We start from the raw sequence: 13,582 nt of genomic DNA, 5'->3' as shown, positions 1-13,582 counted from the left end.
CCGGCAGCACCAGGGCCCCGCGCACCGGATCGCTCACTCCTCGTAGCCGGGCAGGCAGGACTTCAGCGGATCCTTCGCGATCTCAGGCTCCTCGGTCTCCTCCTCGCCGGAGGCGCCGCCGGAGCCCTCCGGTGCGGAGCTCTCCTCCTCGGTGGGCTCCTCCTCGGAGGTCTCCTCCGCACCGGGCTCCTCGGAGGCGGTGTCCTCCTCCGGCGGGGCGCCGGTCTCGGCCGGCTCCGAGGACCCGGGCTCGGTCTCGCCGAGGACGGACTCGGGCGGCTCCTGCGCCATCGAGTCCTCGATCGAGGCGGCCGCCCACTTCTCGAGGTACTCGAAATCGGGATTGCCGGAGAAGGTGACGTCCTGGGTGATCGGGTACGAGGTGAAGCCGCCGTCCTTGATCCGCAGCGCGAGCTCCACGAAGGCGTCCAGGTTCTTGACCGGGATGTCGGTGACGATGTTGTTCTCGGTGGCGGTGACCAGGCCGGGGATCGACAGGGCCAGGGTGGTCGGATCCGCCTCCTCGGCGACTGCGCGCACGATCCGCTGCTGGCGGCACATGCGGTTGAAGTCGTCGGAGCCCTCGCGGGACCGGGCGTACCACAGCGCGTGGAAGCCGTCGAGCTTCTGCTCTCCGGGCTCGATGTAGCCGTCGATCGCGGCGGCCCCGCCGCCGATGGGGATGCGCCGCTCGACCACCATGTCCACGCCGCCGAGGGCGTCGACGAGATCCTCGAAGCCCTGCAGGTTCACCATCGCGTAGTAGTCCATCTCCAGGCCGAGGGTCTCCTCGACGGCCCAGCGGGTCGCGGTGAGCCCCGGCTCCGGATCGCCCTCGAACAGATCCGGGCGATCCTCCGCCCAGGTCCACACTGCGTTGATCAGGTTCTCGTTGCGGCCGAAGTAGTCGAAGCCGTTCGGGAACTCCTCCTGCGCGACGGTGCCCTCGGGGAACTCGACGCTCTCGAGGTTGCGGGGGATCGAGAACAGCGCCGTCTGCCCGCTCGCGGTGTCGATCGAGGCGACCATGATCGTGTCGGGGCGGGTGCCGGTGCGGTCCGCTCCCGCGTCCTGCCCCAGCAGCATGATGTTCAGCCGCTCGGTGTTGGCCCAGGGATCCTTGCCCTCGGCGATCGAGCCGTTCCCGCCCAGACCTCCGCCGAACACGCTGTCCGAGCCGATCAGGCCCTGCAGCGCCCACAGCGACTGCACACCGCGGCCGAAGGGCACGGCGACGCCCACCACCATCAGCGCCGCGAGCGCGAGTGCGAGATAGCGCTTCGCCCCCGCGAGCCGCTCCCGCGTGGTGTGCGCGAGGTTCGCCAGCACGATCTGCAGCGCCCAGACGATCCCCACCACCGCGACGGTGAGCGTGGCGCCGATCAGCACGCCGCGTCGGCTCGCCAGCAGGATCCCGGTGCGCATCGGCTCGCCGAACAGCAGGAAGGCGCCGGCCGCGGCGAGGACCAGCACCAGCAGGCCCAGCATGGCCCAGCCGATCCGGCGCATCCGCGTGGTCACCAGGCCCGCACCGGGCAGGAGGGACGTGAGCACGGTCCAGAACGCGACCCTCGGGAGCGATCCCGCGTACCGGCGCGCGGCGGCAGGACGCTGCTCGGTGCGGGCGGCGCGGGCCTCGGAGGCGGAGGTCCGCTGCTCGTCGGAGGCGCTCGACGGCGCGGGACCCGCGGAGGCGCCCGACCCCGCGGAGGCGCCCGACGGTGCCGAGGCGGCCGACGCACCGGAGAGGGATGTGCTCCGTCCCGGCACGACGGTGGGGCCGTCCGCGGGCTGCGCGGAGGCATCCTCGCGCGAGCCCTCCTGAGGCTGCTCGGCAGCGTCCCGGCCGATCGTCGCAGGCTCCTCGCTGGACGGCGCCAGGGGAGCGGCCTCGGGGTCCTGCGCCGACGGGTCCTCAACGGAGGTCGCCCAGAGGTCCTGCTCGGTGGCGGGACCAGGCACGACCGCGGCGCGCCGGCCGCGGGGGCGGGCCGGTGCCTCGCCCTCGGCGGCGGACTGCGCGGACAGAGAGGACTGTGCGGACAGAGGGAACTGTGCGGACTGCGCGGACCCAGCAGCGGCGGAGTCGGTCTCGTCGAGCTGCTCGAGGGGGAAGGCGGCACGGCGGCCGCGGGGCCGCATGGAGCCGTCCGGAGCGGGAGATGTGTCCGGGGTCACGGGAGAATCCGGGGCGGCAGGGTCGTCGCCGGAGCCCTGCGGGCCGGCGGCGGGGGAGCTGCCGGTGCCCGGGAAGGTGCTGCGCCGGGCGGAGGATCCTGCCGGCGGCATGGCCGCCGCGGCGCCGTGCGTGCGGCGCTGCTCGCCCTCGGGCGCGGAGCCCGCGGAGTCCGCAGAGGGGGCCGAGAGCCCGGAGGACGCGGTGCCCGACGGCGTGCCGATCCAGGTGCGACGAGGATTCGGCGAGCCGAAGGCTGCGTCGCGGTTCCTGCGCGCCTCCTCCGGCGGGATCGGGGTCGCGCGCTGGCGTCGGGCCGGTTGCAGGTGTCGTCCGGACCGACGGCGTCTGCCCCGAGAGGCTGAGGTCGGGTCCGTCATGCGCTACATCCTAGGAGCACCGAGCCGGATGGTCATGCAGTCAGCTGTGAGAATCTCATGGAGACCGCCCGGCGCGGCATCCGTATCCTGGGCCCATGCGACTGATCCATACCCCGTCGACAGATCTCACCTACGACGACTGCTTCTTCCTCCCCGGCCGTTCCGCGATCACCTCGCGCTTCGACGTCGACCTCAGCAGCGACGACGGCACCGGCACCACCATCCCGCTGATCGCCGCGAACATGACCGCGGTGACCGGGCGGCGCATGGCCGAGGTGATGGCACGGCGCGGCGGCCTCGCCGTGCTGCCCCAGGATCTCTCCCCGGAGCGGATCGACTCGATCGTGCGCTCGGTGAAGTCGCGCGACCTGCTGGTGGACCATCCGCTCACCCTCACCCCGCAGGGCACCCTCGGCCAGGCCGCGGACCTGCTGCCCAAGCGCCCCCACGGCATCGTGGTGGTCATCGACGAGCAGGATCGCCCGCTGGGCACCATCTCGGCTGAGGAGATCGCCGGGCGCGACACGTTCTCCGAGGTCGGGGACGTGCTCAGCGAGGACGTGCCGGTGCTGGGCCCGGCGGATCTCGAGGCCAGCCCCGCCAAGCTGCACGGCCGCATCGCCGCGACCCACCACGACGCCGCCGTCGTGGTCGACGAGGACGGCGTGCTGCGCGGCGTGCTCACCGCCACCGGCGTGCTGCGCTCGACCATCTACCGTCCCGCCACCGACGCCGAGGGCCGCCTGCGCATCGCGGTGGCCGTCGGGGTGAACGCGGACGTCGCCGCCCGCGTGCGCGACCTGGTCGCCGTCGGCGTCGACGTGATCGTGCTCGACACCGCCCACGGCCACCAGGACAAGATGATCGACGCCCTGCGCATCGCCCGCGAGGCGCTCGGCCCGCGCGAGGGCACCGCGGTGCGCCTCGCGGCCGGGAACATCGTCACCGCCGAGGGCACCCGGGAGCTGATCGAGGCCGGAGCGGACATCGTCAAGGTGGGCGTCGGCCCCGGGGCGATGTGCACCACGCGCATGATGACCGGGGTGGGCCGCCCCCAGTTCTCCGCCGTGCTCGAATGCGCCGCCGAGGCGCGCCGCCTGGGCGGGCACGTCTGGGCCGACGGCGGCGTGCGCCATCCGCGCGACGTCGCGCTCGCGCTCGCCGCGGGCGCCTCGAACGTGATGATCGGCTCCTGGTTCGCGGGCACCTACGAGTCGCCCGGCCAGATGCGCACCGACGAGAACGGCCGCCGCTACAAGGAGTCCTTCGGCATGGCCTCCAAGCGCGCCGTCTCCCACCGCACTGCGCACGAGGACGCCTTCGCGCGTGCCCGCAAGGGCCTGTTCGAGGAGGGCATCTCCACCTCGCGGATGTACCTCACCGAGGGCAAGGGCGGGGTCGAGGACCTGCTGGACGAGATCACCGCCGGGGTGCGCTCCTCGTGCACCTACGCCGGCGCGGACAGCATGGAGAGCTTCCGCGAGCGGGCCGTGATCGGTCTGCAGGGAGCGGCCGGCTACGCCGAGGGGCGCCCGATCTCGAGCTCCTGGAGCTGAGCTCCCCGCCGCCTCTGCCCCGGGTGCCGCAGAGCGTCGCCCGGGGTGTCGGCGTGCGCATCGTGCCAGGTAGGATCGCCCCATGACGACTCTCGTGATCGGTGGTGCCGGGTACATCGGATCGCACGTGGTGCGACTCCTCCTCGAGCAGGGGCAGGAGGTGGTCGTGGTGGACAACCTCTCCACGGGGCTGCGTGAGCGCACCGAGGGGGCCGAGCTGATCGAGCTCGACGTGACCCTCCCCGAGGCGCGCGAGCGGCTCGCCTTCCACATGCGCGCCAGCGGCGCGGACTCCGTGATCCACTTCGCCGCTCACAAGCAGGTGGGCGAATCGGTCGCGAACCCGGAGATGTACTGGCATGACAACATCGGCGGGCTCGCCAACGTGCTCTCGGCCTGCGCGAGCGCCGAGGTGCGCGACATCGTCTTCTCCTCCTCCGCGGCCGTCTACGGCATGCCGGACGTCGACCTCGTCACCGAGGACCTCGCCACGCAGCCGATCAACCCCTACGGCGCCACCAAGTACGTGGGGGAGTGGATGCTCGCCGACGCCGAGCGCGCCCACGACATGCGCACCGTGGCGCTGCGCTACTTCAACGTCGCCGGCGCCGGCTGGCCCGAGCTCGCCGACACCGCGGTGATGAACCTGGTGCCGATCGTGCTGGACCGTCTCGAGCAGGGGAAGGCGCCCGTGGTGTTCGGGGACGGCTACGACACCCCCGACGGCACCTGCATCCGCGACTATGTGCACGTGCTCGACCTCGCCCACGCCCACATCGCGGCGCTCGACTACCTGCGCGGTGAGGAGCGCCCGCACCGCACCTTCAACGTCGGCACCGGCGAGGGCTCGAGCGTGCTCGAGGTGATCGACGCGATCGCCCGCGCCAAGGGCATCGAGATCACCCCCGAGATCGGAGACCCGCGCCCGGGCGATCCCGCCCGCCTGATCTGCTCGGGCGATCGCATCGCCCAGACCCTCGGCTGGAAGTCCGAGCACGGACTGGACGACATCGTCCGCTCGGCGGTCGAGGCCCGTGAGGCCGCGATCACCCCCGATGTCGAGGCGTATCCCGAGGCCTGAGCTCCGCGCTCGACCCCGACGACGACGCGGCCCGGTCCGATCACGATGATCGGGCCGGGCCGCGTCGTGCCGGCGGGGCTCAGGTGAGATAGCGGTAGATCGGGTTCTCGGGATCCACCCGCTCGATCTCCATGTTCGAGGCCGCCATCCGCGCCATCAGCGGCTCGAGATCCTCTCGGCTGCCGATCTCGAGGCCCACCAGGGCGGGCCCCTCCTCGCGGTTGTTGCGCTTGATGTAGTCGAACAGCACGATGTCGTCGTCCGGGCCCAGCACACGGTCCAGGAAGCGGCGCAGCGCCCCCGGCTCCTGCGGGAAGGTCACCAGGAAGTAGTGCTTGAGCCCCTCGTGGACGAGGGAGCGCTCGACGATCTCGTTGTACCGGGAGACGTCGTTGTTGCCGCCGGAGACGACCACCACCACGTCACCGGTCTCCTCCTGCGGATCCGCGGCCCCGTGCCCCGCCCGGCCGAGGTGCTCGATCGCGCCGGTGGCCACCGCTGTCGCCGCGAGCGCCCCGGCGGGCTCGGCGATGATGCCCTCGACCTGGTAGAGCTCGAGCATCTGCGTGCACACCGCGCCCTCGTCCACCGCGATCAGCTCCGGCGTGATCGCCTGGACCATGCGCAGCGGTCCGGCGCCCACCCGGCGCACGGCGGCCCCGTCCACGAAGCGGTCCATCTCGTGCAGGGTCACGGGACGGCCGGCCCGCACGGCGGCCGCCATGGAGACGGCGCCGGCCGGCTCGACGCCGACGATCCGCGTGGCGGGGCTGCGCTCCCGCAGCCAGGCGCCGCAGCCGCCGAGCAGGCCGCCGCCGCCCACGGGCAGCACCATGGTGCCGAGCTCGCGACCATGCTCGGTGCGCAGCTGCTCGGCGGCCTCGAGCGCGACCGTGCCCTGGGCGGCCATGATCACCGGATGGTCGAAGGGCGGCACCTGGGTGGCGCCGGTGCGGTCGGCGTCGTCGGCCGCGGCCTCGGCCGCATCGTCGAAGGTGTCTCCCACGAGCACCAGCTCGACGAGATCCCCGCCGATCGCGGTGATCCGCTCACGCTTCTGGCGCGGCGTGGTGCCGGGCACATAGATCCGGCCCTGGATGCCCAGGGCCCGGCACGCCTGGGCGACGCCCTGGGCATGGTTGCCGGCGCTCGCCGCGACCACTCCCGCGGCGCGCGCCCGCTCGTCGAGGGAGTCGAGGAACAGATAGGCGCCGCGCAGCTTGTAGGAGCGCACGGACTGCAGGTCCTCGCGCTTGAGCCAGACCGGCACCCCGGCCAGCTCGCTCAGCCGCTCGCTGTGCTCGAGCGGGGTGCGCCGCAGCACCGGGGCCAGGCGCTCCGCGGCCGCCTCGACCTCCGGGGCGTGCACGGGCAGGTTCTCGCGGTGCGTGCTCGTCACGATGCTCCTCCTCCCACAGCCGTCACCAGCGCGGTCGCCATCGCGGCGATCCCCTCGCCGCGGCCGGTCAGTCCCAGTCCGTCCGAGGTGCTGCCCGAGACGCTCACGGGTGCTCCGGCGGCCTCGCTCATCACCGCGCAGGCCTCCCCACGGCGCGAGGACAGCCGGGGACGGTTGCCGATCACTTGGACGGCGATATTGCCGATCTCGAAGCCGGCCTCGCGGACCCGTCGGGCCGCCTCGCCCAGGAGCCTCGCGCCCGAGGCGCCCTCCCATTCGGGGCGACCCACCCCGAAGTGGGTGCCGAGATCACCGATCCCGGCGGCGGAGAAGAGCGCGTCGCAGGCGGCATGGCACGCGACATCGGCATCGGAGTGCCCGTCGAGCCCGCGCTCGCCCTCCCAGCGCAGCCCCGCCACCCACAGCGCGCGGTCCGAGCCCTCGGGGGCGAAGGCGTGCACATCCACCCCGAGCCCCACCCGGGGCATCGGCGCGGCGACGGGCCCGGTGGGAGCGGTCATCGCTGCGCGCCCCCGTCCCCGGGGGCGATCCGCTCGAGCAGACGGTCGATGTCGTCGAAGGTGACCTGGGGGCTCGTGCCCAGCAGCAGCGGCATCCCCGAGACCCTCGGGATGCCGAGCGCATCGGGCAGGTCCACGGTGCTGACCACAAGATCGGCCTGGAAGTCGGGAGAGAGCAGATCCATGACGGTGGCCTGGACGACCTGCGCCTCGCGGCCGCGGGAGGCGAGGTGGTCACGCACCTGGTCCGCGATCAGTGCGGAGGTGGCGATCCCTGCGCCGCACACGATGGCGATGGTGAGCATTCGAACTCCTGGGCTGGATGGGTGAGAGGCCTCTTCCCGGTGACGTGCGGGAAGCTCGCACCGCGCACCGGCGAGGATCGATTCTGTCACGTCCTCGCTGGGCGATCCACGTGAGGTCCACGGCCGTCTACGATGCCAAGGTGACCCAGCCCCGCCGCTCCCGTTCCCGCAGCCCCCGCCTGCGCGGCCGTGCCGCCGGCGTCGTGCTCGCCGGCGGGTCCGGCACGCGGGTGGGCGCAGGCATCAACAAGGCCTTCCTGTCCCTGGCGGGACGCAGCATCGCCGCCTGGGGACTGAACACCCTCGCCTCCGTCGAGGGGATCGGCTACCTCGTCTTCGTGGTGCGGCCCGAGGACCTCGAGCATGCCCGCTTCGTGGACACCCGGGAGACGGACAGCCCGCTCGAGATCATCACCGGCGGCGAGACCCGCCAGGAGTCCGAGCTGATGGCGCTGCGCCATCTCGCCGACCGCATCGACAGCGGCGCCGTGGACACCGTGCTGATCCATGACGCGGCCCGCCCTCTGATCTCCCACGGCCTGGCCTCGGCGGTGCTGCACGCCGCCCGGGAGAGCGGCGGAGCGGTGCCCGGCATCCCCGCCTCGGACATCGCCCCGGCCGGTGCGGGACGCACCCTCGCCGCGGATCCCGAGCTGCGGCGCGATGCCCTGGTGAGGGTGCAGACCCCGCAGGGGTTCCATGCCGCGACCATCCTCGACGCCTACGAGGCGGCCGCCCGCGACGGGTTCGTGGGGACGGACACCGCCTCCTGCGCCGAGGAGTACACGGACATCCCCGTCACCTGGGTGCGCGGCGAGGAGACCAACTTCAAGATCACCTACGCCCAGGACCTGCTGCTGGCCCAGGACGTGGTCAGCGCGCTAGGTTTGAGGACAGGCTGAGGAGGTCACGATGAGCATCGAGGAGAGCTACCTGCGCTGCACCGCCTGCGATCAGGACGCGGAGCACGTGGTCGTCTACGCGGGCCGCTTCGTGAGCCAGATCCAGTGCACCGGATGCGGCGCCGTGACCCGGCTGGACGTCTCCGAGGACTACCTCCCCGATCTCCGCCAGCGCATCTCGAGCAAGCCGCGCAGGCTCATGCGCAGGCTGCGACGGGACCCCGGGCAGCTCGCGACCAGCCTGCCGGTGCGCACGCTGTCCAAGCCGGGCCGGATGGCGGCGGAGTTCCGCACCGTCTGGCGCAGCCGCCGCGACCGCTGAGGGCCGCACGGCTCAGGCGCGGCGGGAGATGCCGTGCCGGTGCGAGGTGTCGCGGGCGAAACCCAGGGAGATCTGCGCCTGCCACAGGCTGAGCCGATCCAGCACCGCGAAGCCGGCGTGGGAGCCGGGAACGGTGCGCACCCGGCCGCCCTGCTCGAGCGCTGCGAGCACCTCGTCGAAGCGCTCCGGACCGGCTGCGGCGCCCGCGGCCTCCGAGGAGCCCTGTGCCACGGCGTGCTCGAGCACCGCGCGGCGCAGCAGACGGGGGCTCTGCATCCCGGCGAGGGTGGAGCGGTCGATGTTGCGCAGCCCCTCCGGCCGGACCTCCTTGACCGAGTCGGTCAGCGCGATCACCGGGACCACAGCATCCGTCTCGTCGTCGAGGGCCGAGAGCGTCTCGGTGATCACCGAGGAGGGGGTGAGGGCGCGCTCGGCATCGTGCACCAGCAGCAGCTCCTCGCGAGTGTGCGCGAGAGCCGTGCGGAGCGCCTCGCGGCGCCCGCCGTCCACGCAGAGCACGCTCAGGGAGCGATCGAGCACGCCGCGCAGCTGCGGCGTGGCCTCACGATGGGTGACCACCAGCGGTGCGGGCAGGTCGAGGTCGCCGAGCGTGCCGAGCAACCGGTCGATCAGCCGGGAGCCGCCCAGCAGCTCGAGGCAGGGCGTCGCGGTGTCCCGGGAGATGCCGGGCGCGGTGGGCGCCAGGGCGAGGACCACGGGCCGCACGGCGGTGCGGGGAGGAACGGGTGACACGGGCGGGGCAGGGCTCAGGAGGCGAGGACCTCGTCGAGGATCGACTCGGCGTCGGCCTCGTCGGTCTTCTCCGCGAGTGCGAGCTCGGAGACCAGGATCTGGCGCGCCTTGGCGAGCATGCGCTTCTCCCCGGCGGACAGCCCGCGGTCCTGATCGCGGCGCCACAGGTCGCGCACCACCTCGGCCACCTTCTTCACGTCGCCCGAGGCGAGCTTCTCCACGTTCGCCTTGTACCGGCGGGACCAGTTGGTGGGCTCCTCCGTGTACGGCTGGCGCAGCACCTCGAAGACCTCCTCGAGGCCCTCCTTGTCGACCACGTCGCGCACGCCGACGAGGTCGACGTTCTCTGCGGGGACCTCGATGGTCAGATCACCCTGGGCGACCTTGAGCTTGAGGTAGGTGCGATCCTCGCCCTTGATGGTGCGGGTCTTGACCTCTTCGATGAGCGCGGCACCGTGGTGCGGGTAGACGACGGTCTCGCCGACGGCAAAATTCATGTGGTGGGTCCCCTTTCCGGGCGACAGTCTAGCATCGGCGCACCGTGATAAACTGCCCGGCCACCTGCCGGATGACCTGCGGTATGAGCCGCTGGACCGCCCCCTTCGAAGGGCTCCCCGGCGCGCCCGCCGTGCGCGCGCCGGCCCGCCGCCCAGGCGCTGCGCAACGACCTGGTCACGCCGTGCCTCGTCGGTGCCGTCGAGGGGGCCTCGGTGGGGTAACCTGTCAGGGCTGTCCCCAGATCGTCCCGCCGCTCCGCGGCACCGTAGAGGAGTCCTCAGTGCGCCGTCCCCGCCGTCTCGTGCTCTCCGCCGCCGCCCTGGGCCTTGCGCTCGCGGCCTCCGGCTGCACGTACTTCAGCCCGGTGCAGACCCACGACTTCTACCAGGCGGGTGACGGCACCAACGCGAACATCCAGCAGGAGGGCGCCCTCTACGCCGGTGTGCGCAACGCCGTGCTGGTCTTCGGGGAGGACGGCACCCCCGTCTTCACCGCCTCGGTCGTGAACTATTCGAACGAGGAGATCACCGTCGAGCTCGAGGGCACCGCCGAGGGCTCCTCGATCCTCTCCACCCAGGTCCAGGTCCCCGCGCAGAGCACCGTCCAGCTCGGCCCGGGCGAGGGCCAGCAGCTCGTCCAGGTGGGCGCGGTCAACGTGGTCCCCGGCTCGATCCTCGACCTCGAGGTCACCGCGGGCGGGCAGAGCACCACGATCTCGATGCCGACGCTCGAGACCAGCCTCGCGCACTACGAGCTGGACCAGCCGGCCGAGGGCTGAGCCCCGCCGCACGCATCCGCTCTCGCACAAGCGCCCCGCAGCCTCGGCTGCGGGGCGCTTCGCGTGGGAGCTGCAGGAGGGTCAGCTCCCGGATTCGAACTTGTACCCCAGGCCGCGCACGGTCACCAGGTGCACGGGGTTGCGGGGGTCGTCCTCGATCTTCGCGCGCAGGCGCTTGACGTGCACGTCGAGGGTCTTGGTGTCGCCCACGTAGTTCGCGCCCCACACCCGGTCGATGAGCTGGCCGCGGGTGAGCACCCGGTCCACGTTGCGCAGCAGCATCTCGAGCAGCTCGAACTCCTTCAGCGGGAGCGCGACCTCCTGCCCGTGGACCTCCACCACATGCCGCTCGACGTCCATCATGATGCTGCCGGCGGTGAGGGTGGTGTCCTCCTCGGCATCGGCCGAGTCCTGGCCGCGTCGGCGCAGCACCGCCTTGATGCGCGCGAGCAGCTCCCGGGAGGAGTAGGGCTTGGTGACGTAGTCGTCCGCGCCCAGCTCGAGCCCGAGCACCTTGTCGAACTCGTCGTCCTTCGCGGTCAGCATGATCACCGGCACCGTCGAGGTGCGGCGGATCTCGCGGCACACCTCGGTGCCGCTCATCCCGGGCAGCATGAGGTCCAGCAGCACCAGATCGGCGCCGTGGGCGGTGAAGATCCGCAGGCCCTCGGTCCCGTTGTCGGCGACGGCGACCTCGTAGCCCTCCTTTCGCAGGGAGTAGGAGAGGGGGTCCGAGAAGGACTCCTCGTCCTCCACGATCAGGATGCGTGTCATGTCAGTCCTTCCCCGACCCGTTCTCGGTCGCGATGGTGGTGGGAGCGTGAAGAGGGGCGCCGGCCTCCTCGGCCGAGCGGGCACCGACGGTGATCGTCTCGGTGCTCCCCATCTCCGGCAGGCGGAGCGTGAACGTCGAGCCCTGGCCGGGCATGGACCAGGCGGTGACCTCGCCGCCGTGGTCGCTGGCGATGTGCTTGACGATCGCCAGGCCCAGCCCGGAGCCGCCGGTGGAGCGCGATCGGGCACGATCCACGCGGAAGAAGCGCTCGAAGACCCGCTCGAGGTTCTCCCGCGAGATGCCGATGCCCTGATCCTTGACGGAGATCTCGACCATGCCGTCGTCGCGGCGCACCGAGATCCCCACCCGGGTCTTCGAGTCCGAGTAGGTGATCGCGTTCGAGATCAGGTTCGACAGCGCGGTGGTCAGCATCGAGGCAGAGCCGAACACCCGCAGCCCGGCGGCGCCGCCCACGCTGACATCGATCGACGAGCCCAGGGCGAAGTTCCGGTTGAGCCCCACCGCCTCCTCGACGACCTCGTCGATCTCGACGGGCTCGGCGTCCGGCAGCGCGGAGCCTCCCTGCACGCGGGAGAGCTCGATGATCTCCTTGACCAGGTGCGAGAGGCGGCGGGACTCCGTCTGCATGCGCTCGGCGAAGCGGCGCACCGCATCCGGGTCCTCGGCGGCGTCCTCCATGGTCTCGGCCAGCAGGGTGATCGCGCCGACGGGGGTCTTCAGCTCATGGGACACGTTCGCCACGAAGTCCCGCCGGGTCTCCTCCACGCGCACCGCGCGGGTCAGGTCATCGGCCAGCAGGAGCGTCCCGCGATCGCCGAGAGCGCCGATGCGCACGTCGATCACGGCATCGGCATCCCCCTGCGCGCCGCGGCGCAGGCTCAGCCGCTCGTCGCGGAAACCGCCGTTGCGGCCCACATCGGCGACCAGCGCCATCAGCTCGTTGCTGGCCAGGCGCGGGTAGTCCCCCTCGGACGCGCGCACGATGCCGTAGGAGTAGGCCAGGGGAGAGGCGCGCAGCACGTCCCCGCTGGCATCGAGCACCACATAGGCGGAGGAGAGGATCGCGAGCACCTCCGCCGCGGGCTCCGGGACCACCTGGTCGGGCGGCCCGGCCAGTGCGGTCCTGGTGCTGCGCCGCGGCGAATGGGCGAGCGCCAGCGTCGCGGCGACGCCGATCACCAGACCGATCGCGCCGGCGAGCACGAGAAGCGCAGACAGGGGCACCCGTACAGCCTAGGCCCCCGGATGCTCCGGCCCGGCCCTCCGCGCCGTCCCGGCCTGCGAGGAGTCGAGGAGTTCATGGGGGATACGCTCGCTGTTCACCGGCGGATCACCGACGGGAGGGCCCAGTTCACTTCTTCTTGCGACAATGGTGGGGAGTTTCCCTTCAGACAGAGGAGTAGTAGACATGCGCGAGGCGTACCAGAGCGACCTGCGGCATATCGTCGACGACCTGATCGACATGGCCGATCTGGTCGGGACGGCCCTCGAGGACGCGACCACCGCCCTGCTCGAGGGCGATCTCGCCCTGGCGGAGCGGGTCGTCACCGGCGACCCCCACATCGATGCCCGTCAGGTCGAGCTCGACGCCAAGGCGGTCGAGCTGCTGGCGCGCCAGTCCCCGGTGGCCACCGATCTGCGACTGCTGGTCGCGAGCCTGCGCATGAGCTCCTCGCTCGAGCGCATGGGCGACCTCGCCGCTCACGTCGCGCTGACCGCTCGCCGGGCGCACCCCGACGCGGCCGTGCCCGAGCAGCACCGCGAGCAGATCCGCCGCATGTCGGATCTCGGCGTCACCGCGCTCAAGGGGGCCGCCGAGGTCATCGCCAGCCGCGACCTCGCCCTCGCGGCCCAGGTCGAGAAGCGCGATGACGAGCTCGATGATCTGATGCTCGAGATCTCCCGTCAGGTCTCCGGCAGTGGTGAGGACGTCTACACCAACGCCGAGGTCATCGACCTGACCCTGCTGATCCGCTTCTACGAGAGGATCGGCGACCACGCCGTCTCGCTCGTGCGCCGCGTCGGCTTCCTGGTCACCGGCGATGCGATGGACACCCTCAGCGAGGGCGTCGACGTCCAGGAGTTCTGAGCCCGGCACGCACGAGCAAGGGCGCC

Annotated in this window: 14 protein-coding genes; 6 read left to right on the top strand and 8 right to left on the bottom strand. The window is 72.1% G+C overall.

The window, feature by feature from the left end:
• Window positions 1–33: 33 nt before the first annotated feature.
• Window positions 34–2,556: an LCP family protein gene (locus BN4251_RS07580; RefSeq protein WP_087484516.1), complete on the bottom strand. Its 2,523-nt coding sequence runs from the start codon at window positions 2,554–2,556 to the stop codon at window positions 34–36.
• A 95-nt stretch (window positions 2,557–2,651) separates the two neighbouring features.
• Between BN4251_RS07580 and BN4251_RS07575 the strand changes: the two genes are divergently transcribed.
• Window positions 2,652–4,112 (top strand): GuaB1 family IMP dehydrogenase-related protein, encoded by a 1,461-nt coding sequence (locus tag BN4251_RS07575; RefSeq protein WP_087484515.1) that lies wholly within the window; start codon window positions 2,652–2,654, stop codon window positions 4,110–4,112.
• An 82-nt stretch (window positions 4,113–4,194) separates the two neighbouring features.
• Window positions 4,195–5,193 (top strand): UDP-glucose 4-epimerase GalE, encoded by a 999-nt coding sequence (galE, locus tag BN4251_RS07570; protein WP_087484514.1) that lies wholly within the window; start codon window positions 4,195–4,197, stop codon window positions 5,191–5,193.
• A 79-nt stretch (window positions 5,194–5,272) separates the two neighbouring features.
• On the opposite strand, the gene ilvA is transcribed toward galE, so the two are convergent.
• From ilvA to BN4251_RS07555, 3 genes are read right to left on the bottom strand one after another with little or no spacing between them, the layout of a single operon-like run.
• Window positions 5,273–6,592: a threonine ammonia-lyase IlvA gene (gene ilvA, locus BN4251_RS07565; protein ID WP_170931879.1), complete on the bottom strand. Its 1,320-nt coding sequence runs from the start codon at window positions 6,590–6,592 to the stop codon at window positions 5,273–5,275.
• Window positions 6,589–7,113, bottom strand: coding sequence for a 2-C-methyl-D-erythritol 2,4-cyclodiphosphate synthase (gene ispF, locus BN4251_RS07560; protein ID WP_087484513.1), 525 nt, complete (start codon window positions 7,111–7,113; stop codon window positions 6,589–6,591). The genes ilvA and ispF overlap by 4 nt, the downstream gene beginning before the upstream one ends.
• Window positions 7,110–7,418 (bottom strand): PTS sugar transporter subunit IIB, encoded by a 309-nt coding sequence (locus tag BN4251_RS07555; protein WP_087484512.1) that lies wholly within the window; start codon window positions 7,416–7,418, stop codon window positions 7,110–7,112. The genes ispF and BN4251_RS07555 overlap by 4 nt, the downstream gene beginning before the upstream one ends.
• 140 nt (window positions 7,419–7,558) lie before the next feature.
• On the opposite strand from BN4251_RS07555, the gene BN4251_RS07550 reads away from it, so the two are divergent.
• Entirely contained in the window at window positions 7,559–8,320 is a 762-nt protein-coding gene (locus BN4251_RS07550; RefSeq protein ID WP_087484948.1) for an IspD/TarI family cytidylyltransferase, read from the top strand.
• Window positions 8,321–8,330: 10 nt separating this feature from the next.
• Complete coding sequence (locus BN4251_RS07545; RefSeq protein ID WP_087484511.1) at window positions 8,331–8,642, top strand: hypothetical protein; 312 nt, start codon at window positions 8,331–8,333, stop codon at window positions 8,640–8,642.
• A gap of 12 nt (window positions 8,643–8,654) precedes the next feature.
• Here the strand turns inward: BN4251_RS07545 and BN4251_RS07540 are convergent, their stop codons facing one another.
• The gene (locus tag BN4251_RS07540) at window positions 8,655–9,395 is read right to left on the bottom strand and encodes an IspD/TarI family cytidylyltransferase (RefSeq protein ID WP_087484510.1); all 741 of its coding nucleotides are present in this window, start codon (window positions 9,393–9,395) and stop codon (window positions 8,655–8,657) included.
• A 14-nt stretch (window positions 9,396–9,409) separates the two neighbouring features.
• Window positions 9,410–9,892 (bottom strand): CarD family transcriptional regulator, encoded by a 483-nt coding sequence (locus BN4251_RS07535; RefSeq protein WP_087484509.1) that lies wholly within the window; start codon window positions 9,890–9,892, stop codon window positions 9,410–9,412.
• Window positions 9,893–10,173: 281 nt separating this feature from the next.
• On the opposite strand from BN4251_RS07535, the gene BN4251_RS07530 reads away from it, so the two are divergent.
• Complete coding sequence (locus BN4251_RS07530) at window positions 10,174–10,671, top strand: hypothetical protein (RefSeq protein WP_087484508.1); 498 nt, start codon at window positions 10,174–10,176, stop codon at window positions 10,669–10,671.
• A gap of 81 nt (window positions 10,672–10,752) precedes the next feature.
• On the opposite strand, the gene BN4251_RS07525 is transcribed toward BN4251_RS07530, so the two are convergent.
• Together BN4251_RS07525 and BN4251_RS07520 are read right to left on the bottom strand one after the other, a co-directional pair.
• Window positions 10,753–11,445 carry a response regulator transcription factor gene (locus BN4251_RS07525; RefSeq protein WP_087484507.1) on the bottom strand — a complete coding sequence of 231 codons (693 nt, stop codon included), beginning with the start codon at window positions 11,443–11,445 and terminating at the stop codon, window positions 10,753–10,755.
• 1 nt (window position 11,446) lies between these two features.
• Entirely contained in the window at window positions 11,447–12,691 is a 1,245-nt protein-coding gene (locus BN4251_RS07520; protein WP_087484506.1) for a sensor histidine kinase, read from the bottom strand.
• Window positions 12,692–12,875: 184 nt separating this feature from the next.
• On the opposite strand from BN4251_RS07520, the gene phoU reads away from it, so the two are divergent.
• Window positions 12,876–13,556 (top strand): phosphate signaling complex protein PhoU, encoded by a 681-nt coding sequence (gene phoU, locus BN4251_RS07515; RefSeq protein ID WP_087484505.1) that lies wholly within the window; start codon window positions 12,876–12,878, stop codon window positions 13,554–13,556.
• Window positions 13,557–13,582: the final 26 nt, after the last annotated feature.

This window comes from Brachybacterium massiliense (assembly GCF_900184245.1).
GTDB lineage: Bacteria > Actinomycetota > Actinomycetes > Actinomycetales > Dermabacteraceae > Brachybacterium > Brachybacterium massiliense.
Note: the sequence above shows the minus strand (reverse complement) of the source record. Positions and strands in the feature narration are given on the sequence as shown.